This window comes from Citrobacter sp. MGH 55 (assembly GCF_016906145.1).
GTDB classification, from domain to species: domain Bacteria; phylum Pseudomonadota; class Gammaproteobacteria; order Enterobacterales; family Enterobacteriaceae; genus Citrobacter_A; species Citrobacter_A amalonaticus.
In genome coordinates this window covers 4,656,134-4,681,253 of record NZ_CP070239.1, presented here as the reverse complement: position 1 = coordinate 4,681,253, position 25,120 = coordinate 4,656,134, and the positions used below count along the sequence as shown (strand labels likewise).

General features: G+C 53.3%; 20 protein-coding genes and 3 tRNA genes. 5 read left to right on the top strand and 18 right to left on the bottom strand.

The features are described from left to right. Positions 1 to 67: 67 nt before the first annotated feature. The 9 genes from gltL to miaB all read right to left on the bottom strand — a co-directional run bounded on the left by gltL (position 68) and on the right by miaB (position 9,345). A complete protein-coding gene (gene gltL / locus JTI98_RS19525; RefSeq protein ID WP_043001415.1) occupies positions 68 to 793 on the bottom strand; it encodes a glutamate/aspartate ABC transporter ATP-binding protein GltL in 726 nt (241 codons plus the stop codon). Further along, entirely contained in the window at positions 793 to 1,467 is a 675-nt protein-coding gene (gene gltK / locus JTI98_RS19520; protein ID WP_043001414.1) for a glutamate/aspartate ABC transporter permease GltK, read from the bottom strand. The genes gltL and gltK overlap by 1 nt, the downstream gene beginning before the upstream one ends. Beyond that, entirely contained in the window at positions 1,467 to 2,207 is a 741-nt protein-coding gene (gltJ, locus tag JTI98_RS19515) for a glutamate/aspartate ABC transporter permease GltJ (protein ID WP_044256590.1), read from the bottom strand. The genes gltK and gltJ overlap by 1 nt, the downstream gene beginning before the upstream one ends. Before the next feature lie 163 nt (positions 2,208 to 2,370). Next, positions 2,371 to 3,279: an amino acid ABC transporter substrate-binding protein gene (locus JTI98_RS19510; protein WP_216081690.1), complete on the bottom strand. Its 909-nt coding sequence runs from the start codon at positions 3,277 to 3,279 to the stop codon at positions 2,371 to 2,373. A gap of 379 nt (positions 3,280 to 3,658) precedes the next feature. After that, positions 3,659 to 5,197 carry an apolipoprotein N-acyltransferase gene (lnt, locus tag JTI98_RS19505; RefSeq protein ID WP_216081689.1) on the bottom strand — a complete coding sequence of 513 codons (1,539 nt, stop codon included), beginning with the start codon at positions 5,195 to 5,197 and terminating at the stop codon, positions 3,659 to 3,661. Between the two features lie 23 nt (positions 5,198 to 5,220). Next, positions 5,221 to 6,099, bottom strand: a complete 879-nt coding sequence (gene corC, locus JTI98_RS19500; protein ID WP_054176134.1) for a CNNM family magnesium/cobalt transport protein CorC — start codon at positions 6,097 to 6,099, stop codon at positions 5,221 to 5,223. A gap of 98 nt (positions 6,100 to 6,197) precedes the next feature. Further along, entirely contained in the window at positions 6,198 to 6,665 is a 468-nt protein-coding gene (gene ybeY, locus JTI98_RS19495) for an rRNA maturation RNase YbeY (protein WP_044326656.1), read from the bottom strand. Next, positions 6,662 to 7,711 (bottom strand): PhoH family protein, encoded by a 1,050-nt coding sequence (locus JTI98_RS19490; RefSeq protein ID WP_043001408.1) that lies wholly within the window; start codon positions 7,709 to 7,711, stop codon positions 6,662 to 6,664. Before JTI98_RS19490 ends, ybeY begins: the two co-directional genes overlap by 4 nt. A gap of 209 nt (positions 7,712 to 7,920) precedes the next feature. Further along, complete coding sequence (gene miaB / locus JTI98_RS19485) at positions 7,921 to 9,345, bottom strand: tRNA (N6-isopentenyl adenosine(37)-C2)-methylthiotransferase MiaB (protein WP_043001407.1); 1,425 nt, start codon at positions 9,343 to 9,345, stop codon at positions 7,921 to 7,923. 145 nt (positions 9,346 to 9,490) lie between these two features. Here miaB and ubiF point away from each other — a divergent pair, with 145 nt between their 5' ends. Beyond that, positions 9,491 to 10,666, top strand: coding sequence for a 3-demethoxyubiquinol 3-hydroxylase (ubiF, locus tag JTI98_RS19480; RefSeq protein WP_054176136.1), 1,176 nt, complete (start codon positions 9,491 to 9,493; stop codon positions 10,664 to 10,666). Between the two features lie 95 nt (positions 10,667 to 10,761). Here ubiF and JTI98_RS19475 read toward each other — a convergent pair. From JTI98_RS19475 to nagB, 8 genes are all read right to left on the bottom strand, one after another. Then, positions 10,762 to 10,836 (bottom strand) — tRNA-Gln (locus JTI98_RS19475). 84 nt (positions 10,837 to 10,920) lie between these two features. Continuing rightward, positions 10,921 to 10,995: transfer RNA gene (locus JTI98_RS19470), tRNA-Gln, on the bottom strand. Positions 10,996 to 11,042: 47 nt separating this feature from the next. Continuing rightward, positions 11,043 to 11,119: transfer RNA gene (locus JTI98_RS19465), tRNA-Met, on the bottom strand. Between the two features lie 223 nt (positions 11,120 to 11,342). Beyond that, entirely contained in the window at positions 11,343 to 13,007 is a 1,665-nt protein-coding gene (gene asnB / locus JTI98_RS19460) for an asparagine synthase B (protein WP_043001405.1), read from the bottom strand. A gap of 254 nt (positions 13,008 to 13,261) precedes the next feature. Continuing rightward, positions 13,262 to 14,014 carry a ribonucleotide monophosphatase NagD gene (gene nagD / locus JTI98_RS19455; protein ID WP_042320681.1) on the bottom strand — a complete coding sequence of 251 codons (753 nt, stop codon included), beginning with the start codon at positions 14,012 to 14,014 and terminating at the stop codon, positions 13,262 to 13,264. Between the two features lie 46 nt (positions 14,015 to 14,060). Continuing rightward, positions 14,061 to 15,281, bottom strand: coding sequence for a DNA-binding transcriptional regulator NagC (nagC, locus tag JTI98_RS19450; protein ID WP_156595408.1), 1,221 nt, complete (start codon positions 15,279 to 15,281; stop codon positions 14,061 to 14,063). Between the two features lie 8 nt (positions 15,282 to 15,289). Continuing rightward, a complete protein-coding gene (nagA, locus tag JTI98_RS19445) occupies positions 15,290 to 16,438 on the bottom strand; it encodes an N-acetylglucosamine-6-phosphate deacetylase (RefSeq protein WP_043001403.1) in 1,149 nt (382 codons plus the stop codon). 58 nt (positions 16,439 to 16,496) lie between these two features. After that, complete coding sequence (gene nagB, locus JTI98_RS19440) at positions 16,497 to 17,297, bottom strand: glucosamine-6-phosphate deaminase (protein ID WP_043001402.1); 801 nt, start codon at positions 17,295 to 17,297, stop codon at positions 16,497 to 16,499. Positions 17,298 to 17,621: 324 nt separating this feature from the next. Here nagB and nagE point away from each other — a divergent pair, with 324 nt between their 5' ends. The 4 genes from nagE to chiQ all read left to right on the top strand — a co-directional run bounded on the left by nagE (position 17,622) and on the right by chiQ (position 23,720). Beyond that, entirely contained in the window at positions 17,622 to 19,637 is a 2,016-nt protein-coding gene (gene nagE / locus JTI98_RS19435; protein WP_216081688.1) for an N-acetylglucosamine-specific PTS transporter subunit IIBC, read from the top strand. 188 nt (positions 19,638 to 19,825) lie between these two features. Further along, on the top strand, positions 19,826 to 21,493 hold the full coding sequence (gene glnS, locus JTI98_RS19430) for a glutamine--tRNA ligase (RefSeq protein WP_058587796.1): 1,668 nt from the start codon (positions 19,826 to 19,828) through the stop codon (positions 21,491 to 21,493). Positions 21,494 to 21,931: 438 nt separating this feature from the next. After that, entirely contained in the window at positions 21,932 to 23,338 is a 1,407-nt protein-coding gene (gene chiP, locus JTI98_RS19425; protein WP_043001399.1) for a chitoporin, read from the top strand. A gap of 49 nt (positions 23,339 to 23,387) precedes the next feature. After that, positions 23,388 to 23,720 carry a ChiQ/YbfN family lipoprotein gene (chiQ, locus tag JTI98_RS19420; RefSeq protein WP_044256579.1) on the top strand — a complete coding sequence of 111 codons (333 nt, stop codon included), beginning with the start codon at positions 23,388 to 23,390 and terminating at the stop codon, positions 23,718 to 23,720. A 52-nt stretch (positions 23,721 to 23,772) separates the two neighbouring features. Here the strand turns inward: chiQ and tcuC are convergent, their stop codons facing one another. Beyond that, positions 23,773 to 25,068 carry a tricarballylate/proton symporter TcuC gene (gene tcuC / locus JTI98_RS19415; protein WP_216081687.1) on the bottom strand — a complete coding sequence of 432 codons (1,296 nt, stop codon included), beginning with the start codon at positions 25,066 to 25,068 and terminating at the stop codon, positions 23,773 to 23,775. Positions 25,069 to 25,120 lie beyond the last annotated feature (52 nt).

The window sequence follows — 25,120 nt, the reverse complement described above, 5'->3', positions numbered from 1 at the left end:
AAATGATTCGAGGAGCGAGGCAAGAAAGCGTGAGATGGCGCGCACTCTGACATGCGCGCCGAAAAGATTAATGCAGGATTTTGGCGAGGAAGTCTTTTGCGCGTTCGGATTTCGGGTTAGCGAAGAACTCTTCTTTCGGTGAGTCCTCAACGATTTTTCCTTCGTCCATAAAGATCACCCGATTCGCCACTTTGCGGGCAAAGCCCATTTCATGGGTCACCACCATCATGGTCATCCCTTCGTTGGCCAGTTCAACCATAACGTCCAGTACTTCGTTGATCATCTCTGGATCAAGCGCCGAAGTGGGCTCATCGAACAGCATGGCGATAGGATCCATACACAGCGCGCGGGCAATCGCCACACGCTGCTGCTGGCCGCCGGAAAGCTGCGCTGGATATTTATTGGCATGCGCGGCAAGGCCCACGCGTTCCAGCAACTTCTGCGCTTTTTCACGCGCCGGGGCTTTATCACGCTTAAGCACTTTTACCTGCGCCAGGGTCAGGTTTTCAATAATCGACAGATGCGGGAACAGCTCAAAGTGCTGGAACACCATCCCGACGCGTGAGCGTAACTTCGCCAGATCGGTTTTTTTGTCGTTGACCATGATACCGTTCACGGTGATTTCACCTTTTTGCACCGGCTCCAGACCGTTAACGGTTTTGATCAGCGTCGACTTTCCGGAACCTGACGGGCCGCAGACGACCACCACTTCGCCTTTTTTCACTTCCGTGGAGCAGTCGGTCAGCACCTGAAAGTGACCATACCATTTAGAAACATTTTTCAGGGTAATCATTAAACTGTCCTTTTCTTCAAATAGCTGACCAACAACGACGCGCTCAGGCTGATAACAAAGTAAACGGCACCGGCAAACAGGATCATTTCGACCTGTGTACCATCACGCTCGCCAATCGTAGACGCAGTGCGGAAGAAATCCGCGAGACTTAAGACGTACACCAGAGACGTATCCTGGAACAGGACGATACCCTGCGTCAGCAGCAGCGGCACCATTGCGCGAAACGCCTGCGGCAAAATGATGAGCTTCATTGACTGCCAGTGGGTCATCCCCAACGCCAGCGCCGCACTTGACTGTCCGCGGGAAATACTCTGGATGCCCGCACGGATAATTTCGGAGTAATAGGCGGCTTCAAACATCGAAAATGCGACCATTGCTGAAATCAGGCGAATATCGGTTTTCGGCGACAGCCCCAGTACGTCCTGTAATAGCCCCGGCACAATCAGGTAGAACCACAACAGTACCATCACCAGCGGGATGGAGCGGAAGACGTTAACGTACGCTTTAGCAAACCAGGCGACAGGCGCAAAACTGGAAAGGCGCATAACGGCGAGAATAGTGCCCCAGACAATACCGATAATCACCGCGGTGACGGTAATTTTCAGCGTAATGAGCAGCCCATCCAGCAGATAGGGCAGGGAAGGGACAATTGAACTCCAGTCGAATTCGTACATTATTTGCCTCCCAGATTGCCAGGCAGGCGGATTTTACGTTCCACCAGACTCATCACCAGCATGATGAAGGCATTAATCAACACGTACGCCAGGGTAATGGCGGTAAATGACTCCCAGGCATGCGCCGAGTAATCGAGCAGCTTCCCGGCCTGCGCGGCCATATCGACCAGACCGATGGTCGAGGCGATGGCGGAGTTTTTCACCAGGTTCATCATCTCAGAGGTCATCGGCGGGACGATCACCCGATAGGCGTTAGGCAACAACACGTAGCGGTAGGCCTGCGGCAGGGTCAGTCCCATCGCCAGCGCTGCGTTTTTTTGACCGCGTGGCAGTGACTGAATGGCGGCACGAACCTGTTCGCAAACGCGCGCGGCGGTAAACAGCCCCAGACAGAGCATGGACGATACGAAGAACTGAATATTGGGATCCAGTTCTGCCTTAAACCACATGCCAAGATCTTCTGGCAGCAGTTCAGGCACCACCAGATACCAGGTGAAGAACTGGACGATCAGCGGTACGTTACGGAACAGTTCTACATACAGGGTGCCGATCCCGGAAAAGAAGCGATTCGGGACGGTGCGTAAAATGCCAAATAAAGAACCGACCAGGAAGGCAATGATCCAGGCGGTGATGGAAAGTGCGACGGTAACCTGGAAACCGCTCCAGAGCCAGCCGAGATAGGTGGTGTTGCCGAATGGGGCCTGTTGTAAAAAGATGCCCCAGTTCCAGTCTATTGACATACATCTACTCCGAAAAAATAAGGGTAGCAGCGCTACCCTCGAAGATTGTTATCCAGCGTACTTCGGTTTTCAGGCCTGATGGGGAACGACCATCAGGCATATAGTCTGTCCGTGCTGCATAGCAATCGAGAGGGCAAGGAGTTCCCGCCCCATTTCGTTCTAGTTAGTTAAGTGCTTTATCATTCGGTTCTTTGAACAGCGCTTGCATTTCGTCCGACAGTTCGAAGTTCATGTTCAGGTTTTTCGGTGGGATCGGATTTTTGAACCACTTATCAAACCATTTCGCGGCTTCGCCTGAAGTCTGCGCCTGGGCGATGGTGTCATCCATCAGCTTTTTGAACTCAGGATCGTTCTTACGCAGCATGCAGCCGTAAGCTTCCTGAGACTGTGGTTTGCCGACGATTTCCCAGTTGTCCGGTTTCTTCGCCTTCGCGCGTTCACCGGCCAGCAGGGCATCATCCATCATAAAGGCAACGGCGCGACCGCTTTCCAGGGTACGGAAAGAGTCACCGTGGTCTTTAGCGCTGATGATACGCATATCCATTTTTTGCTCGTCGTTCAGCTTGTGCAGCAGAATTTCAGAGGTGGTACCTGAGGTGACAACAACCGCTTTGCCTTTCAGGTCCGGGAAGTCTTTAATGTCGCCGCCTTTTTTCGCCAGCAGACGGGTGCCGACGACAAAGATGGTGTCAGAGAAAGCGGCCTGTTTCTGGCGCTCAAGGTTGTTGGTGGTGGACCCGCACTCAAAGTCGAAAGTGCCGTTTTGCAGCAGCGGAATACGGTTCTGCGACGTAATCGGGATCAGCTTCACCTGCAGATCGGGCTTGTTCAGCTTCTTCTTCACGGCTTCAACGATGGCGTTGGAGTAATCCTGAGAATAACCCACCACTTTCTGCTGATTGTCGTAATAAGAGAACGGCACGGAGGATTCACGGTGACCGACGACGATAACGCCGTTTTTGGCGATCTTGTCCAGCGTGCTGCCTGCGGCAGGGGGCGCATCTTCCGCATGTACCAGACCGGCTGACATTCCCATTACCAGCATTGCTGCGGCTAGCTTACGTAATTGCATATCCAACTCCTTATCGTCTGCGCCGTCGACGCAGTGATACCTATTGTGAGTGTCTGTGTTGTTATCACCTGCAACTTAAGCGTGCAGTGTTTTACCTGTTTGTTAACATTTAGTCTGGCTTAATGTAAAGATATTGCTGCGTTATTGTTTATTTTTGCGAAGTGCGCCGCACCGTTTAGAGGCAAAAATCCCTCGTTGCACCGTTTCGGTGCTACTGGTGAACTGCTTTAGTGCGACGACGTTGCGCTGAACGCCAAAAACAGGTTTGCCTTTGTTAACAAAGCAATAGGCGTGCCAGAATGGAAGAAGAGGATGGAGAATGGTAGGCCGGATAAGACGCGTAAGCGCGGTTATCCGGCCTGATACAGGGAGAAATCGATTATTTACGACGTTGACGCAAACTCATTAACACGGCGGCAAAACCGAACAGCGCGGTCAGGAGCCACAGCGGCCAGTTGCCGGTGCGAGCATATGGCGTTAAGCCCATTGTTGGCGTTACATCGACGGTTAACACCTGGCGCGTAAATTGCGGGATCATCGCCTGAATCTCGCCCTGCGGACCAATCACCGCTGTAATACCGTTGTTAGTACTGCGCAGCAGGGGGCGTGCCAGCTCCAGCGAGCGCATCCGCGCCATCTGGAAATGCTGCCAAGGACCAATCGACTTACCAAACCACGCATCGTTGGAGATGGTTAGCAGAAAGTCCGTGTCCGGGCGGAAGTTATCGCGTACCTGTTCACCCAGAATGATCTCGTAGCAAATCGCGGCGGTCAGTGCTAAACCGTGCGCATGCAGCTGCGGCTGAATGTACGGGCCACGGCTGAACGAGGACATCGGCAGGTCAAAGAACGGCGCTAAGGGGCGAAGAATGGATTCCAGCGGCACAAACTCACCAAACGGCACCAGATGGTTTTTGTTGTAGCGGTTGGTGGAGTCATAACGGTAAGGATTGTCTTTCCCCAACGTGATGATGGTGTTGTAGGTGTCGTAACGGTTTTGCTTGTTCAGTCGCGCATCGACAATACCGGTAATCAACGAGCTGTTCTTCGAACGCAACAGGTCATCCAGCATGCCCAGAAAGCGCTGCTGGTTGATTTCCAGATCCGGAATGGCGGATTCCGGCCAGATGATCAGCTGCGATTTCCCCATTTCGGGCTGCGTCGCATCCAGATAGATCTTGAGCGTATTCATCAACTGGCCTTCGTCCCATTTCAACGACTGCGGGATATTGCCCTGAACCAGCGACACGCGGGTTGTTCTTTCCGGCTCCAGGGTGAACCACTGGATATAGCGCAGTGGGAAAGGGAGCGCGAAAAGAACGATGGCGACCACCAGCGGACGCCAGTTACGGCTGACCAGCGAGAGAACCAGCAATCCGCTGACCATCATCAACAGGAAGTTTATGGCTTCGACACCCATGACCGGTGCCAGCCCTTTCAGCGGGCCGTCGATCTGACTGTAGCCGAACTGCAGCCATGGAAATCCGGTCAGCACCCAGCCACGCAGAAATTCCGTTAGCTGCCAGACCACCGGCGCAGCAATAGCAACCCGCAGCCAGCTGGTTTTTGGCCACAGACGCGTAAGTACGCCAGCAAACAGTCCGGTATACAGCGAAAGGTATGCCGCGAGCAGCACCACAAGGAAGACGTTCACCGGGCCTGGCATCCCACCAAACTGCGCGATACTGACGTAAACCCAGTTGATACCTGTACCGAAGAGTCCCAGTCCCCAGAAATAGCCGATAGCAGCTGACTGACGCGGGCGACGATTCAGGGTGAGTGCCTGCAAGCCCATCAGCGACACAATCGCAGCGGGCCAGATGTCATAAGGAGAAAAAGCCAGCGTACCGCAGGCACCGAATAATAACGCCAGCAGCAGGCGAATGCGCTGGCGTTCAAGTAATGAGGCAAAAGCCATTGAGTTCTTCTTCCCGTTCGGTGTTATTCGTCCAGTTTTGGCTGGGGGGAGTCATCCGGAATTCTGACGTGAACCTGAATAATACGACGGCTGTCGGCCATGGCCACTTTGAACTGGTAACCATCGATATCAATGGTTTCACCCCGTGCGGGCAGGTGACCAAACGCCTGCATCACCAGACCCCCAATGGTATCGACCTCTTCGTCGCTAAAGCTGGTGCCGAAGGCATCATTGAAGTCTTCGATCGGCGCGAGCGCGCGAATGGTCCAGGTATGGCGACTGAGCTGACGGAAGTCGATATCATCTTCTTCGTCGTATTCATCTTCGATTTCACCGACGATCAGTTCGAGGATATCTTCAATGGTGACCAGACCAGAGACACCGCCGAATTCGTCGATGACGATAGCCATATGGTAACGCTGAGAGCGAAACTCTTTGAGCATACGGTCAACGCGTTTGCTCTCCGGGACGACAACGGCCTGGCGTAACACTTTCTCCATGCTGAAGGCTTCGGCATCGCTGCGCATAAACGGCAGCAAGTCCTTGGCCATCAGAATCCCTTCAATGTGATCTTTGTCTTCGCTGATCACCGGAAAACGCGAGTGGGCGGACTCGATGATGACATCGAGGCATTCGTCCAGCGTCTGGTTGCGTTTCAGGGTAATCATCTGGGAGCGGGGAATCATGATGTCGCGAACGCGCTGGTCCGCAATGTCCATCACCCCTTCGAGCATATCGCGCGTATCTTCATCGATAAGGTCGTTCTGCCCGGAATCACGGATCAGCGCCAGCAATTCATCACGGTTTTTCGGTTCACCGTGGAAAAGTTGGCTCAGTAACAGGGAGAAAAATCCCTTCTTGCTGCTTAACGTGTCACTACTGTGTGAATTGTCGTCGCTCATGGCGTCGTATGGGTTCTCTTGTTAGTTAATCTCTTGCTCAATGCGCGCAAACTCAGCGCATGGCATCACCAGAAACCACCGGGCATTCGCCCGGTCGCTTATTCCTTCTCGGCAATGTACGGATCCTCATAGCCCAGAGCAAGCATAATCTCTGTCTCGAGGGATTCCATCTCTTCTGCCTCGTCGTCTTCGATATGATCGTAACCCAGCAAATGCAGGCTGCCGTGGACGACCATGTGCGCCCAGTGGGCATCCAGCGGCTTACCTTGATCCCGGGCTTCCTGTTCAACTACCTGACGGCAGATGATCAAATCACCGAGCAGCGGCATTTCAATCCCTGGCGGCGCTTCAAACGGAAAAGAGAGCACGTTGGTCGGCTTATCTTTCCCACGATAGGTCAGATTGAGGTCGTGGCTTTCGGCCTCGTCCACCAGGCGAATCGTCACTTCTGATTCTTCCTGAAATTGCGGGATAACCGCATTCAACCAGGTCTGAAACTGGCTCTCTTCTGGCAAACCGCTGTTGTTCTCACACGCCAGTTGCAAATCAAGGATCACCTGACTCATTTCTGTTCCTGTTGTTCCTGAGCTTCACGCTTGCGCTCGGCAGCCAGCTCGGCTTTACGTTTTTGTTCGGCTTCTTCCCAGGCTTCATAGGCGTTAACGATACGGGCTACCACCGGGTGGCGCACGACGTCTTCGCTGTGGAAGAAGTTAAAGCTGATCTCGTCGACCTCTGCCAGCACCTCAACGGCATGGCGCAGACCCGATTTGATGTTGCGCGGCAGGTCAATCTGCGTGACGTCGCCGGTAATCACCGCCTTCGAGTTAAAGCCGATACGGGTCAGGAACATCTTCATCTGTTCGATAGTGGTGTTCTGACTTTCATCAAGAATGATAAAGGCATCGTTCAGTGTACGTCCGCGCATATAGGCCAGCGGAGCCACTTCAATCACGTTGCGCTCAATCAGCTTTTCAACTTTCTCGAAGCCGAGCATTTCGAACAGGGCGTCATACAGCGGGCGCAGATACGGGTCGACCTTCTGGCTCAAATCGCCTGGCAGGAAGCCCAGTTTTTCCCCGGCTTCAACCGCCGGACGGGTCAGCAGAATACGGCGGATCTCCTGGCGCTCAAGGGCATCCACGGCAGCGGCAACGGCGAGGTAGGTTTTCCCTGTACCGGCAGGACCGACGCCGAAGGTGATGTCATGGTCGAGAATGTTGGCGATGTACTGCGCCTGGTTAGGTGTACGCGGTTTAATCACACCACGCTTGGTTTTGATATTGACCGCTTTGCCGTACTCGGGAACGCTCTCAGCGCTCTGCTCAAGCACACGCGCTTCTTTAATCGCAAGGTGGATTTGTTCCGGTTCGATATCCTGCGTCTGGCCGCGCATCGGCGCAGTATCCACATACAGGCTGCGCAGGATATCTGCCGCAGCGGTGACGCAAATCGGGCGACCGGTCAGTTTAAAATGGTTGTCACGGCGGTTAATCTCGATGCCGAGACGGCGTTCCAGCTGTTTGATGTTGTCGTCAAACGGGCCGCAAAGGCTCAGCAGGCGGGCGTTGTCTGCGGGCTCAAGGGTAATTTCGCGAGTGTCTGTGTTCAAACTGTTCCTCTTATGCATAGGGAGCCGGAAGGCGAACATTCACCGGCCTGTCAGGAAATTATTCACGCCACAGGTGAAAGGCGCAAGCACTGGAATAAAGATGGGGGCGCAGAGAGGAAATACAAGAGCCTTATCGGGCCTATGAAGCGTCGTGCTTTGTAGGCCCGATAAGCGCAGCGTTATCGGGCATTTTGATGTTTTCAGCAGAATTAAGGCTGCCAGAACCCGACGCCAATCTCGTTCTCTTTACGGGTTCGCGCAATCACCGATTCCGGGGTTTCTGCAATGCGCAGACCCATTTCGTCTTCGGTACGCACCACTTTCCCGCGCAGTGAGTTGGTCCAGACATCGGTAATTTCCACATCGACAAATTTACCAATCATCTCCGGCGTGCCTTCGAAGTTCACCACGCGGTTATTTTCGGTACGACCAGACAGTTCCATGATGCTCTTACGCGACGTTCCTTCTACCAGAATACGCTGAACGGTGCCGAGCATACGACGGCTCCAGGCCATCGCCTGCTGGTTAATGCGATCCTGAAGAATATACAGACGCTGTTTCTTCTCTTCTTCCGGCACATCATCGACCATATCGGCGGCTGGCGTTCCCGGACGTGCAGAGAAGATGAAGCTGTAGCTCATGTCGAAATTAACGTCAGCAATCAGCTTCATGGTCTGCTCGAAGTCCTGGGTGGTTTCACCCGGGAAGCCGACGATGAAGTCGGAGCTTATCTGAATGTCCGGACGTGCCGCACGCAGCTTGCGAATGATCGCTTTATATTCCAGCGCCGTGTGGGTTCGTCCCATCAGGTTCAGTACGCGATCCGAACCGCTCTGTACCGGCAGGTGCAGGAAGCTCACCAGTTCCGGCGTGTCGCGATAGACGTCGATAATGTCGTCGGTGAACTCGATCGGATGGCTGGTGGTGAAGCGGATGCGATCGATACCGTCAATGGCGGCAACAAGACGCAGCAGGTCGGCGAACGAACCGGTGGTACCGTCGTAGTTTTGTCCGCGCCAGGCGTTGACGTTCTGGCCAAGTAGATTGACTTCACGGACGCCCTGAGCGGCGAGCTGGGCGATTTCAAACAGAATGTCATCAGACGGACGGCTGACTTCCTCACCGCGGGTGTAAGGCACCACGCAGTAAGTACAATATTTGTTGCAGCCTTCCATAATAGAGACAAACGCGGTCGGACCTTCCGCACGCGGTTCTGGCAGGCGGTCAAACTTCTCGATCTCCGGGAAGCTAATATCAACAACCGGACTACGGTTGCCGCGAACGGAGTTAATCATTTCCGGCAGGCGATGCAGCGTTTGCGGCCCGAAGATAATGTCGACATAATGCGCGCGTTGGCGGATATGATCGCCTTCCTGAGACGCCACACACCCGCCGACGCCGATGATCAGATCGGGATTTTTCTCTTTCAAGAGCTTCCAGCGGCCCAACTGATGGAAGACTTTTTCCTGAGCCTTCTCGCGGATTGAGCAGGTATTCAGCAGCAGCACATCCGCTTCTTCCGCCACATCGGTCAGTTGATACCCGTGAGTGGCATCCAGCAGATCGGCCATCTTCGATGAATCGTATTCGTTCATCTGACAGCCCCAGGTTTTAATATGGAGTTTTTTGGTCATCGACTTGCTCTTGCGAAATAGTGGCTGAATTGCAGGGCGCATAGTGTAATGCTTTGCTGCCCTGGTGACCAGTATGACCGTTATCAGCCTCAAGGGGTAAAAAATCCTGTAAACTTGTCTTATTCATGCAACAGGATGATTGACCATGACAAATCAACCAACGGAAATTGCCATTGTCGGCGGGGGAATGGTCGGTGGCGCACTGGCGCTGGGACTGGCCCAACACGGCTTCACAGTAACGGTGATTGAACACGCCGCGCCTGCGCCGTTTGTTGCACACAGCCAGCCGGACGTGCGTATTTCGGCGATCAGCGCCGCCTCGGTTTCACTGCTGAAGGGACTCGGCGTCTGGGATGCCGTGCAGGGGATGCGCAGTCATCCCTATCGTCGACTGGAAACCTGGGAATGGGAAAACGCACATGTGGTGTTTGACGCCAGCGAACTGAAGCTGCCGCTACTTGGGTATATGGTTGAAAACAACGTTTTGCAACAGGCGCTCTGGCAAGCGCTGGAAGCGCATCCGAAAGTGACGCTGCGGGTTCCGGCTTCGCTGATTGCGCTGCATCGCCATAACGAACGTCATGAGCTGGAACTGGCCGGTGGCGAGCGAATCACCGCAAAACTGGTGATTGGCGCGGATGGCGCAAATTCGCAGGTGCGGCAGATGGCCGGCATTGGCATTCACGCCTGGCAGTATGCGCAATCCTGTATGCTGATTACCGTTCAGTGCGAGAATGACCCTGGTGACAGCACCTGGCAGCAGTTTACGCCGGAGGGGCCGCGCGCGTTTCTGCCGCTGTTCGACAACTGGGCATCGCTGGTGTGGTATGACTCACCGGCGCGGATCCGTCAGTTGCAGGGGCTAAGTATGTCGCAGCTTCAGACGGAGATCGCGAAGCATTTCCCGGCGCGTCTGGGACAGGTGATGCCCGTCGCGGCAGGTGCGTTTCCGCTGACGCGCCGTCATGCCCTGCAATATGTGCAGCCGGGGCTGGCGCTGGTTGGTGATGCGGCGCACACCATTCATCCGCTGGCCGGGCAGGGGGTAAACCTGGGCTATCGCGACGTGGATGCGCTGATTGATGTGCTGGTGAATGCCCGCAGTTATGGCGAGGCCTGGGCGAGTCAGCCGGTTCTGAAACGTTACCAGACCCGGCGCATGGCGGATAACTTCATCATGCAAAGCGGGATGGATCTGTTCTACGCCGGATTCAGTAATGATCTGCAGCCGCTGCGAATTATTCGTAACCTTGGACTAATGGCGGCTGAACGCGCTGGCGTGTTAAAACGTCAGGCGCTGAAATACGCATTAGGGCTGTAGCGTTGATAAAGGCCTGATGGCGGTACGCTTATCAGGCCTGTTCGTTGGTCACTAGCAGAAAAGCAAAAAGCTCGCCGAAGCGAGCTTTTCTGATGTGGCTGGGGTACGAGGATTCGAACCTCGGAATGCCGGAATCAGAATCCGGTGCCTTACCGCTTGGCGATACCCCAATGGTATGTCGGTTATCTCGCGCCGGACTCAGCCCGGTGCTTTACAGCCTGGAGATATCCAATAGTGCAGTACATCTTGAAATTTGGCTGGGGTACGAGGATTCGAACCTCGGAATGCCGGAATCAGAATCCGGTGCCTTACCGCTTGGCGATACCCCAACAAATTGTTTTTGAACCCGTTTAAAGAAACTAACGTGTTCTGAATATGGTGGCTACGACGGGATTCGAACCTGTGACCCCATCATTATGAGTGATGTGCTCTAACCAACTGAGCTACGTAGCCCTCTTTTTTCGCGCTTACCTTATCGGCGTTGCGGGGCGCATTATGCGTATTGAGCCTTGAAGCGTCAACCCCTTTTTCATCGAAAACGCCCGGAATGTGACTGTTTGGTTAGGTTGCGAACAGCGTGGCGCAATATTCGGCAATTATTGGTTATTAATCGCTTTCTGAACCGTTTTTCAGGATCAAAAAAGGGCCCCGAAAGGCCCTTTTTCATCAGCGTGGCTTATTGATAAGCGGACTGGTGAACACCCACTGCGCGACCGGATGGATCGTTCATGGTTTTGAACGCTTCGTCCCATTCGATCGCCTTAGCAGAAGAGCAGGCGACGGAAGGGCCACCCGGTACACATTCTGCAGCGCTTGGTACCGGGAACAACTCTTCGAAGATCTCGCGGTACAGATACGCTTCTTTTGAGGACGGCGTGTTGTACGGGAAGCGGAAGCGGGCGGTTTCCAGTTGCTGATCGGAAACTTGCTTAGCGGCCACCTCTTTCAGGGTGTCGATCCAACTGTAACCCACACCGTCGGAGAACTGCTCTTTCTGACGCCATGCGACGCTTGCCGGCAGATAGGATTCAAAACATTCGCGAAGGATATGTTTTTCCATCTTGCCGTTGCCGCACATTTTATCTTCCGGGTTGATGCGCATCGCCACGTCGAGGAATTTTTTATCCAGGAACGGGACGCGTGCTTCCACCCCCCAGGCCGACATCGCCTTGTTGGCGCGGGCGCAGTCGAACATGTGCAGCGCCTGGAGTTTACGTACGGTCTCTTCGTGCAGTTCTTTGGCGTCTGGCGCCTTATGGAAATAGAGATAGCCGCCGAACACTTCATCTGACCCTTCGCCAGACAGCACCATTTTGATGCCCATCGCCTTGATCTTACGCGACATTAAGTACATCGGCGTGGAGGCGCGAATGGTGGTGACATCGTAAGTTTCGATGTGATAAATCACGTCGCGGATCGCGTCCAGCCCTTCCTGTACCGTAAAGTGAATCTCATGGTGTACGGTCCCCAGATGGTTCGCCACTTCCTGCGCGGCTTTCAGATCCGGAGAGCCTTCCAGACCGACGGCGAAGGAGTGGAGTTGCGGCCACCAGGCTTCAGAACGTTCGTCATCTTCGACACGACGAGCGGCGAATTTTTTGGTGATCGCTGAGATAACGGAAGAGTCCAGGCCGCCAGAGAGCAGCACGCCGTAAGGCACGTCTGACATCAGGTGGCTTTTAACGGAATCTTCCAGCGCCTGACGCAGTTCGTTTTTGTCGGTAACGTTATCTTTTACCGCGTCAAAATCGAACCAGTCACGCTGATAGTACTGACGGATTTCACCGTCTTTGCTCCACAGATAGCTTCCCGCCGGGAACTCTTTAATGGTGCGGCACACCGGCACCAGCGCTTTCATTTCTGACGCCACATACAGGTTGCCGAATTCGTCGTAGCCCATATACAGCGGGATAATGCCGATATGGTCGCGACCAATCAAATATGCATCCTGCTCGCTGTCATACAGCGCGAAGGCAAACATCCCTTGCAGGTCGTCAAGAAACTCTACGCCTTTTTCCTGATACAGCGCGAGGATCACTTCGCAGTCAGAGCCGGTCTGGAACGCGTAGCGATCGCCATATTCTGCACGCAGCGCCTGGTGGTTATAGATTTCACCGTTGACGGCCAGCACGTGGGTTTTCTTTTCGTTATACAGCGGCTGCGCACCGGCGTTGACGTCGACAATCGACAGACGTTCATGGGCCAGAATGGCCTTATCACAGGCATAAATACCGGACCAGTCCGGGCCGCGATGGCGCATCAGGCGTGACAGCTCAAGCGCTTTTTTACGCAGTTCACCTGCATCTGACTTAATATCGAATACGCCGAAAATTGAACACATAACCTTCTCCGTTAACCTGTTGCGTAATGCTTTTAGTGTTTGCTTGCTAAAGAAAATGCCGCAAAGAAACAAGAGGCGCAAGGGGTTTGCGGTCTGAAAAAGAAAAAACGCAATGGCTATTGCTGAATGGTGAAAAAAGATTACGTATTGAGCATATTCATTGATGGATTATCAGTTTTTTGCCACTTTTGTTGAATGGAGTGTTTTTTTCATGAGGCAGAAATGAAGAACCACGTCCTGAGACGTGGTTCGCTTTAAATAACATCGATTTCAGCGACGGAGGGATAAATCCAGCTCGGGCGGAACGGCATACTGTCGATGTCATCCAGCGTGGAAACGCCGGAGAGCACCAGAATGGTTTCGAGTCCCGCCTGGAAGCCCGCGAGAATATCGGTGCGCAGGTTATCGCCAACAATGACCGTCTCTTCCGAGTGCGCCTGCATTTTATTTAACGCCGCGCGAATGATCCACGGACTGGGTTTACCAACGTAGAACGGTTTACGACCGGAGATTTTTTCGATACCTGCACAGAGCGCGCCACAGGCCGGATAAAACCCGCGACCGTGAGTGTCCGGGTTGGTAGCGATAAAGCGTGCGCCGTTTGCCACAAAGTAAGCTGCTTTGTGCATCATGTCCCAGTTGTAGGAACGGGTCTCGCCAACGATTACGAAATCCGGGTTTACATCGGTAATGGTGAAACCGGCTTTATACAATTCGTGGATCAGTGCGCCTTCGCCGACCACATATGCCTTTTTCCCTTCCTGACGACGCAGGAAATCGGCAGTCGCCATTGCCGAGGTATAAAACACGCTGTCCGGCACATTGACGCCAGCCGTCGCGAAACGGTTCGCCAGATCCTGGCCGGTCTGCGACGGGTAATTGGTCAACAGCACCAGCGGCAGGCCTTTTTCCATTACGCCAGTCAAAAATTCCGCCGCACCCGGTACGGCGACGTTGTCGTGCATTAGCACGCCGTCGATATCACAAATGACATTCTTAATGGTCATGAACTACCCAGGAGATGTGTTATTAATCCGATACTATAAGAGCGCATCAGTTTTCCAGCAAATGCTGGAGCAAAATACCGTTGAGCATAGCGCGTTTTACCAGCGCAAACGCACCGATGGCCGAGCGGTGATCCAACGTAGAACGCACCACGGGCAAATTCGTGCGAAACGCCTTCAGCGCCTGCGTATTAATGCAGCTTTCAATGGCGGGTAAGAGCACTTTATCGGCTTCGGTGATCTCACCGGCAATCACGACTTTTTGCGGATTAAACAAGTTGATGGCGATCGCAATGGTTTTGCCCAGATGACGCCCGACGTGCTCGATCACCTCAGAAGCCAGGCTGTCGCCCTTATTTGCCGCCTTGCAGATGGTTTTGATCGTGCAGTCGTCCAGCGGAACACGGCTCTGGTAACCTTGCTTGAGCAGATTAAGAACGCGATGTTCAATCGCCGCGTTTGCAGCAATGGTTTCCAGACAACCGAAGTTGCCGCAGTGGCAGCGCTCGCCCAATGGTTCAACCTGGATGTGACCAATCTCGCCAACGTTGCCGTTACGACCAATAAAAATTCGCCCGTTAGAGATGATTCCGGCGCCTGTTCCGCGGTGGACGCGCACCAGAATGGAATCTTCGCAATCCTGACTTGCACCAAAGTAGTGCTCTGCCAGCGCCAGACTGCGGATATCGTGACCGACAAAACAGGTGACGAGGAACCGTTTTTCCAGTGCCTCAACCAGTCCCCAGTTCTCCACCTGAATATGCGGCATATAGTGGATCTTGCCGCTTTCCGGATCGACAAGCCCCGGCAGAATCACGGAAATGGCGATGAGCTCGCGGATTTTGCGCTGATTGCTGTCAATAAAAGCGGTAATGGCATTGAGCAACGCGTGTTCCAGCGTTTCCTGCGTCCGTTCGGGCAGAGGATAGTGCTCTTCCGCCAGCACTTTGCTGCTCAGGTCGAACAGGGTGATGGTCGCGTCGTGGCGGCCAAGACGCACGCCAATGGCGTGGAAACTGCGGGTTTCGGTGACGATAGAGATGGCGCGGCGGCCTCCGGTGGAGGCCTGTTGATCGACTTCTTTGATCAGTCCGCGTTCAATCAGTTGACGCGTAATTTTGGTTACGCTGGCGGGGGCAAGCTGGCTTTGTTCGGCAATCTGGATCCGCGAGATTGGCCCATGCTGGTCAATCAGGCGGTAAACGGCCGCGCTGTTAAGCTGTTTTACGAGATCAACATTACCTATTTGAGCTTGTCCGCCTGGTGTCATACTTTCTCTTACTCAGTAACGACCTCGTTACCATTAACGATGGTCTTGATGATTTTAAAGTCGTGTGTGAAAGCGGTCAGGTTCGCCACTTTACCCGCCGCGATACTGCCGAGGTGTTTCTCAACACCGATGGCACGCGCAGGGTAGAGGGTCGCCATGCGCAGCACTTCGTCGAGTGCGATACCGCAATGTTCAACCAGATTACGCACGCCTTCAATCATGGTTAGTGATGAACCGCTCAGCGTTCCGTTCTCATCTACACAGAGTCCATTGCGGTAGTATATTGTTTTACCAGCAAAAATGAACTGTTCAATATTTGCCCCTGCCGGCGCAGTCGCATCCGTCACCAGGCACAGTTTGTCGCCTTTCAGCCGTTTGGCGTTGCGGATATTGGCGTAGTCAACGTGCAGACCGTCGGCAATCACGCCGCAATAGATATCAGCTTCATCCAGAATCGCACCTGCCAGGCCCGGTTCGCGTCCGGTGATATAAGGCATCGCATTGAACAGATGTGTAGCAAAGGTGATACCTGCACGGAACCCGGCTTTCGCTTCTTTCAGCGTGGCGTTGGAGTGCCCGGCGGAGACTACAATCCCGGCATTCGCCAACTTGCTGATCACTTCTGCAGGAACCATTTCCGGCGCCAGCGTCACTTTGGTGATTACGTCGGCATTATCGCACAGGAAATCGACCAGCGCAGCGTCAGGCTGACGGACAAAGCTCGGATTGTGCGTCCCTTTTTTCACCAGGTTCAGCCACGGGCCTTCCAGGTGCAGACCCAGCGCCTGATTCGGATGTTTGGCCAGGTATTCACGCATCACGCGAATGCCTTGCTTCATGAGATCATCGCTGGTGGTAATCAGCGTAGGCAGGTAGTTGGTGCAGCCCGATTTCTCGTTGGCCTTCTGCATGATCTCCAGCGTTTCAACGGTGACGGCTTCTGCCGTGTCGTTAAACTGCACGCCGCCGCAGCCGTTGAGCTGGACATCGATAAAGCCGGGGGAAAGAATGGCCCCGTTCACTGAACGTTGTTCGATCTCTGGCGGCAGTTCTGCCACAGGACAAACGCGGTCAATCAGGCCATTGGCGACAACAATCGCATGGTCATCAAGAATTTCGTGACCGGTGAAGATCCGGCCCTGGGTTAAAGCATACATTCCGACCCCCGATTTCAAAAAAATGCCGCCCTGAACATAAAACAGGGCGGAGACTACATTACAGACCTTTGATATTTTCGGCTTCTAACTCGTTGAAATATTTCAGTGTCTTAACTTTCAGTTCCATTGTGGATGGCTCATCGCACACCACAACCGCTTTCGGATGCAGTTGCAGACAGCTGATGGTCCACATGTGGTTTACATTGCCTTCCACCGCAGCCTGCAGCGCCTGCGCTTTCTGCGAACCCAGCACCAGAATCATCACTTCTTCAGCGTCCAGCAGGGTACCCACGCCAACGGTCAGCGCGTACTTCGGTACCTGATCCACGTCGCCGTCAAAGAAACGGGAGTTTGCCACACGGGTGTCATGCGTCAGGGTTTTGATACGGGTACGAGAAGCCAGCGACGAAGCCGGTTCGTTAAAGGCGATATGACCATCATTACCGACACCACCCATGAACAGGTGGATTTTACCGTAGGAACGGATCTTTTCTTCATACTGACGGCATTCGGCGTCGATGTCCGGCGCGTTGCCGTTGAGCAGGTTGATATTTTCTGCTGGAATATCAACATGGTCAAAGAAATTGCGATGCATGAAGCTGTAGTAGCTTTCCGGATGCTCTTTTGGCAAGCCGACATATTCGTCCATATTGAACGTCACGACGTGTTTGAAGCTAACCTGGCCCGCTTTGTGCATTTCGACTAAGGCTTTATACGCTGTCAACGGCGTGCCGCCTGTCGGCAGACCCAGAACAAACGGACGATCGGCTGTCGGTTTGAACGCGTTGATGCGATTAACGATATGGCGTGCCGCCCATTTGCCGACCTGTTCAGCGGAAGTCAGGGGAATCAGTCTCATTCTTCACCTCAGAAAGTAAATGTAAGCCGTTGACGGATTGTTCAGGTGCATGGCAAAGCGTAACCTGGCATGCATCAGTTGGGTCAATCTGTCTTGATTTTTTGAATGATAAAATAAGTTTTCCCACATAGCCAGTAAAAGGGAGTGAATATAACGATATTTGGTGACTAAACTCACAAAAAACACGCTTTTAATTTGCGGTACGAATTAAATTTTTACACACTCACAATGCCAGTAAAGCAACAACTGAATTTCAATAAGTTAGTGACAAAATAAAAACACAGCTTAAAGCGAGCCTTAACGGGGTCTCAAAGGGGGAAGAAAGTGAGTATTCTAGGTTATCTGCAAAAGGTAGGCCGTGCGCTAATGGTGCCGGTCGCCACGCTGCCTGCGGCGGCAATATTGATGGGGGTCGGCTATTGGATCGACCCGGTAGGTTGGGGTGGAGACAACGCCCTTGCGGCGTTCTTCATTAAGTCCGGTTCCGCCATTATCGATAACATGTCCGTACTGTTTGCTATCGGTGTGGCTTACGGTATGTCTAAAGATAAAGACGGTGCTGCGGCGCTGACCGGTTTTGTGGGCTTCCTGGTGCTGACCACGCTCTGTTCTCCGGCGGCGGTTTCCATGATTCAGAAGATCCCTGCAGACCAGGTGCCTGCTGCTTTCGGTAAGATCAGCAACCAGTTCGTGGGTATCCTTGTCGGTATTATCTCTGCTGAACTGTACAACCGCTTTAGTAGCGTTGAGCTGCCGAAAGCGCTCTCCTTCTTCAGCGGGCGCCGTCTGGTACCGATCCTCACCTCTTTTGTGATGATCGTTGTGGCGTTCATCATGATGTACATCTGGCCGGTAATTTTCGACGGTCTGGTTAACTTCGGTGAACACATTCAAAAACTGGGCTCAACCGGTGCGGGTATCTACGCCTTCTTTAACCGTCTGTTGATTCCGGTGGGTCTGCATCACGCCCTGAACTCCGTATTCTGGTTCGACGTTGCGGGGATTAACGACATTCCTAACTTCCTCGGCGGCGCCCAGTCTATTGAATCGGGTAAAGCAGTTGTCGGGATTACCGGTCGTTATCAGGCGGGCTTCTTCCCAATCATGATGTTTGGTCTGCCGGGTGCGGCGCTGGCTATCTACCACTGCGCGCGTCCTGAGAACAAGGCGAAAGTGCTGGGTATTATGATGGCCGGTGCGTTTGCGGCATTCTTTACCGGTATCACTGAACCGCTGGAATTCTCCTTCATGTTCGTTGCGCCGGTTCTGTATGTGATTCACGCCGTCCTGACCGGGATCTCTGTATTCATCGCAGCGAGCATGCATTGGATTGCTGGCTTCGGCTTCAGCGCGGGTCTGGTGGATATGGTGCTTTCTTCCCGTAACCCGCTGGCGACCCAGTGGTGGATGCTGATCCCGCAGGGTCTGGTGTTCTTTGCCATCTACTACGTGGTGTTCCGTTTCGTTATTACCAAATTCAACCTGATGACGCCGGGTCGCGAACTGGCTGTGGCTGGCAGCGAAGCGGACGGTCAGGACCTCAATGTGAGCAGCGATAAAGAGCAGGACGTTTCTGCCCTGGCGCGTCAGTACATCGCCGCCATCGGTGGTTCTGATAACCTCACCGGTATTGACGCCTGCATCACCCGTCTGCGTCTGAGCGTAAAAGACTCGTCGCTGGTGAATGAAGGTCTGGCGAAACGCCTGGGTGCTTCTGGTGTGATTCGTCTGAACAAAACCAGCGTGCAGATTATCGTCGGCTTCGTGGCTGAGAAAATCGCTAACGCGATGAAAACCACCGGTCCGGTTGCGGCGGCTGAAGCCTCTGCTGCGCCTGTTGCCCAGGCAGCAGCTAAACCGCAGGCGGTTCCAAATGCGGTGACCATTGCCGAACTGCTTTCTCCGGTAACCGGTGATGTGGTTGCGCTGGAGCAGGTGCCTGACGAAGCGTTCGCCAGCAAAGCGGTGGGTGACGGTGTTGCGGTAAAACCAACGGATAAAACCGTAGTTTCTCCGGCAGCGGGCACGATTGTGAAAATCTTCAATACCAATCATGCGTTCTGTCTGGAAACCGAGAAAGGCGCGGAAATCGTTGTCCACATGGGTATCGATACCGTCGCGCTGAACGGCCAGGGCTTCACGCGTCTGGTAGAAGAGGGCGCGGAAGTGACCGCGGGTCAGCCGATTCTGGAAATGGATCTGGATTACCTGAACGCAAACGCGCGCTCTATGATTAGTCCGGTGGTATGCAGCAACATCGACGATTTCAGCGGCTTGGTGATTAAAGCCGACGGTCACGTGGTTGCCGGTCAAACGCCACTGTATGAGATCAAAGGGTAGGTCGGATAAGGTATAAGACGCCATCCGGCAACATGAAGCGGCGGGGGAAACCTCCGCCGCTTTTTTTTGCAGCAAAATCCCTCCTATTTTTCATCAACGCCACTTTTTCAGTAACTAAAGGTTGTCAGTCAGTCCGGCTTATAAGATCATACGCCGTTATACGTTGTTTACGCTTTGAGGAATCCACGATGAGTGAGGCTGAAGCCCGCCCGAGTAACTTTATTCGTCAGATCATCGATGAAGATCTGGCCAGTGGTAAGCACACCACAGTCCATACCCGTTTTCCGCCGGAGCCAAATGGCTATCTGCACATTGGCCACGCGAAATCCATCTGCCTGAACTTTGGTATCGCGCAAGACTACCAGGGCCAGTGCAACCTGCGTTTCGATGACACCAACCCGGTAAAAGAAGATATCGAGTACGTTGATTCGATCAAAAACGACGTTGAGTGGTTAGGTTTTCACTGGGCTGGCAACGTTCGCTACTCCTCAGATTACTTTGATCAACTGCACGCTTATGCGGTTGAACTGATCAACAAAGGTCTGGCGTATGTTGATGAGCTGACGCCGGAGCAGATCCGCGAATACCGTGGCACGCTGACTCAGCCTGGCAAAAACAGTCCGTTCCGCGATCGCAGCATCGAAGAGAACCTCGCGCTGTTTGAAAAAATGCGTACCGGCGGTTTTGAAGAAGGTAAAGCCTGCCTGCGTGCGAAGATCGACATGGCGTCGCCGTTTATCGTGATGCGCGATCCGGTTCTGTACCGCATTAAATTTGCCGAGCACCATCAGACCGGCAACAAGTGGTGCATCTACCCGATGTACGACTTCACCCACTGCATCAGCGATGCGCTGGAAGGTATTACCCACTCTCTGTGTACCCTGGAATTCCAGGACAACCGTCGTCTGTACGACTGGGTGCTCGATAACATCACGATTCCGGTTCATCCGCGCCAGTATGAATTCTCGCGCCTGAATCTGGAATACACGGTGATGTCCAAGCGTAAGCTGAACCTGCTAGTGGCTGACAAGCACGTTGAAGGCTGGGACGATCCGCGTATGCCGACGATCTCTGGTCTGCGTCGTCGTGGCTATACCGCAGCGGCGATCCGTGAATTCTGCAAACGCATCGGCGTGACCAAGCAGGACAATACGATCGAAATGGCGTCGCTGGAATCTTGTATCCGCGAAGATCTGAACGAAAACGCCCCGCGTGCGATGGCGGTTATTGATCCGGTGAAACTGGTTATCGAGAACTACCCGCAGGGTGAAAGCGAAATGGTCACCATGCCTAACCATCCGAACAAACCGGAAATGGGCGCGCGTGAAGTTCCTTTCAGCGGTGAAATCTGGATCGATCGCGCTGATTTCCGCGAAGAAGCCAACAAGCAGTACAAGCGTCTGGTGATGGGTAAAGAAGTGCGTCTGCGCAACGCCTACGTGGTGAAAGCAGAACGCGTGGAAAAAGATGCGGAAGGCACTATTACCACCATCTTCTGTACCTATGATGCAGATACCCTGAGCAAAGATCCGGCAGATGGCCGTAAAGTGAAAGGTGTGATCCACTGGGTTAGCGCCGCACACGCGCTGCCAGTCGAAATTCGTCTCTACGATCGTCTGTTCAGCGTACCAAATCCAGGCGCGGCGGAAGATTTCCTCTCTGTGATGAACCCGGAATCGCTGGTGATCAAACAGGGGTTTGCTGAACCGTCGCTGAAAGCCGCGGTAGCAGGGAAAGCGTTCCAGTTTGAGCGCGAAGGTTACTTCTGCCTGGACAGCCGTTACGCCAGCGCAGAGAAGCTGGTGTTTAACCGCACCGTTGGCCTGCGTGACACCTGGGCGAAAGTCGGCGAATAAGCTGCCACAATGCTACCTTCAAGCGCCGCATTCTGCGGCGTTTTTTTATCTTCTGTTCAACGAAATATCTCGCTTTGCGAAGCGAATTAATTCCCATTCACAAAATAAAGCCATTAACAACCGTCTGTTATCGATAACGCTCGCAAAAAAACAGATAATGGCATGAAATCGCGTTCATCTTTCTGGAAAACAAAGAGAATATGCATCTTTTACGGTATTTTTTGATGGATGAATAAAATGTAACAGGAAGCAATGAATTATGTGCGGTTGCTCATACTCTTACATTCTCGTTACAGAAAGGTATTGATAATTCGCGTCGCGAAAAATAGTCTATCACTGTAGTCAGTGAGGTTTTTTTTCAGTGCTACTTTTACTTTTTTATTTTTTCGCTGTTTTGCCTTTGGCAACAGCAATTTATACGTCAAAGAGGATTAACATATGCGTACGTTTAGTGGCAAACGTAGTGCGCTGGCGTTGGCTATCGCCGGTATCACAGCACTGTCAGGTCTGGTCGTTGTTCCGCAGGCACAGGCTGAAGGCTTTATCGATGATTCAACCCTGACGGGCGGCATTTATTACTGGCAGCGTGAGCGCGACCGTAAAGATGTCACCGACGGAGATAAGTACAAAACCAACCTTTCTCACGCGACCTGGAACGCCAACCTGGATTTCCAGTCCGGCTATGCAGCAGATATGTTCGGTCTCGATGTGGCGGCGTTTACGGCAATTGAAATGGCAGAAAACGGCGACAGCGGCCATCCAAACGAAATCGCGTTCTCGAAAAAGAACAAAGGCTACGATGAAGACTATTCCGGTGATAAGAGCGGAATCAGTCTGTACAAGGCCGCCGCGAAATTCAAATACGGTCCAGCCTGGGCGCGTGCCGGTTATATTCAGCCTACCGGTCAGACGCTGTTAGCACCGCACTGGAGCTTTATGCCGGGTACCTATCAGGGTGCTGAAGCGGGCGCAAACTTTGACTACGGCGATGCAGGCGCACTGAGTTTCTCCTACATGTGGGCCAACGAATATAAAGCGCCATGGCACACTGAGGTTGATAAATTCTACCAGGGCGATAAAAAGACCAAAGTCGATTATCTCCATTCTGTCGGCGCAAAGTATGATTTCAAAAATGACCTGGTGCTGGAAGCCGCCTTTGGTCAGTCCGAAGGCTACGTCGATCAGTACTTCGCCAAAGCCAGCTACAAGTTTGATTTAGGTGGCAATCCGTTCTCCACCAGCTACCAGTTCTACGGTGCGCGTGACAAAGTTGATGACCGCAGCGCCAGCGATATCTATGACGGAACCGCCTGGCTGCAGGCGTTGACCTTCGGCTATAAAGTGGCGGAAGTGGTTGACCTGCGTCTGGAAGGGACCTGGGTTAAGGCCGAAGGGCAGCAAGGGTTCTTCCTGCAACGTATGACGCCGACCTATGCGTCATCCAACGGTCGTCTGGATATCTGGTGGGATAACCGTTCAGACTTCAACGCCAACGGCGAAAAAGCGGTCTTCTTTGGCGCGATGTATGACCTGAAGAACTGGAACCTGCCAGGCTGGGCCGTCGGGGCTTCTTATGTGTATGCCTGGGACGCGAAACCGTCTACCTGGCAGAGCAACCCGGATGCGTACTACGACAAAAACCGTACCATCGAAGAATCGTCATACAGCCTGGATGCGGTCTACACCCTGCAGGATGGTCGTGCGAAAGGCACCATGTTTAAACTGCACTTCACCGAATATGACAACCACTCCAACATCCCGAGCTGGGGCGGCGGTTACGGCAACATCTTCCAGGATGAGCGCGACGTGAAGTTCATTGTGATTGCACCGTTCACCATCTTCTAATGCCAACAGCGGCAGGCCTTGGGCCTGCCGCCTCGTTGAGGACCATGCTATGAAAAAACTGATACTCATCGCCGTAATGGCCTCGGGACTGGTGGCCTGTGCACCGTCAACGGCGCCGAAAGAAGATAGTCGGTTGAAAGAGGCGTATAGCGCCTGTATCAACACGGCACAGGGATCGCCCGAGAAAATCGAAGCCTGCCAGAGCGTGCTGGATGTGCTGAAAAAAGAAAAACAACATCAACAGTTTGCAAATCAGGAAAGTGTTCGTGTGCTGGATTACCAGCAGTGTATTCAGGCGACACGTACCGGTAACGATCAGGCTGTCAAAGCCGATTGCGATAAGATCTGGCAGGAAATTCGCAGTAACAATACGGCGAAGTAAACGTCAGAGACAACATAAAGCGGGCGGAGAGATCTCTCCGCCCGCTTGCATTTCAGAGCTTATTCTCTGCTGTCTGATAACCACGGCTGAGACGAACAAACAGCATTGCCGTTGCGGCGAGCCCGCACAGCGCCGCGCACATGAGCCACCACCCCGGAGAACTCTTATCGCCGGTCAACTGGACCAATGCGGTGGAGATAGCAGGCGTCAGGCCGCCGAAAATCGCTGTCGCAAGACTAAAGGCCAGCGAAAAACCCACGGTTCGGACATAAACCGGCATCACTTCGGTCAGGGCCGCCACCATCGCGCCGTTATACATGCCAAAAAAGAACGAGAACCAGAGCAGCACCAGCGTCATGCGGGTGAAGTCAGGGGCAGCGGTAAGCCAGTTCATCACCGGCCAGGTGGTAACGAGGGCGAGCAAGGTGATGCCCATCAGCACCGGGCGTCGCCCGATCCGATCAGAGATAGCGCCGCCAATCGGCAGCCAGATGAAGTTAGAAATCCCTACCAGCATGGTGACTACCAGGCTGTCACGCGCGCTCAGGTTCAACACCGTTCTCCCGTAAGTGGGGGTATAGACAGTAATAAAATAAAAGGTCGTGGTCGTCATCGCCACCAGCAGGGTACCCGCGGTGATGATGCGCCAGTTTTTAGCAATGGTGGTAAAAATTTCCCGAGTGTCCGGACGGTGTTTACGTTGTAAAAAGGCTTCAGTTTCCTGTAGCGAACGTCGAAGAACAAAAATCAGCGGAATAATCATGCAGCCCATGAAGAACGGGATTCGCCACCCCCATTCGGAGATTTCATCGTGTCCCAGCGTGACATTCAGACCGTAGCCGATCAGCGCGGCGACGACAATCGCCACCTGCTGGCTGGCCGATTGCCAACTGGTGTAAAAGCCTTTATTGCCTGGCGTGGCGATCTCAGAAAGATAAACAGAGACGCCGCCCAGTTCGACGCCAGCAGAAAATCCCTGTAGCAGACGCCCCACCAGGACCAGCACGGGAGCCAGCAGGCCGATAGTCTGATAACCCGGCACGAGGGCGATGAGCAGCGTGCCGCAGCCCATAATCGCCAGGGTGACCATCAGCCCTTTCCGTCGGCCGATCCTGTCGATATATGCGCCCAATACCACGGCCCCGATAGGGCGCATTAAAAATCCGGAGCCAAAAACGGCAAAAGTAAGCATTAATGCGGCAAACTCACTTTCGGCAGGAAAAAACGTCTTTGCGATATAAGTGGCGTAAAAACCAAACAGGAAAAAATCGAACTGTTCGAGAAAATTACCGCTGGTCACACGCAGTATTGCGCCGAACGTGCCAGCGCGCGATGGTTGTTGAGTCATTGAAGTTGCTCCACTGTCTTATCATAATTATGTATAGAGGTAAGAGTTTGCG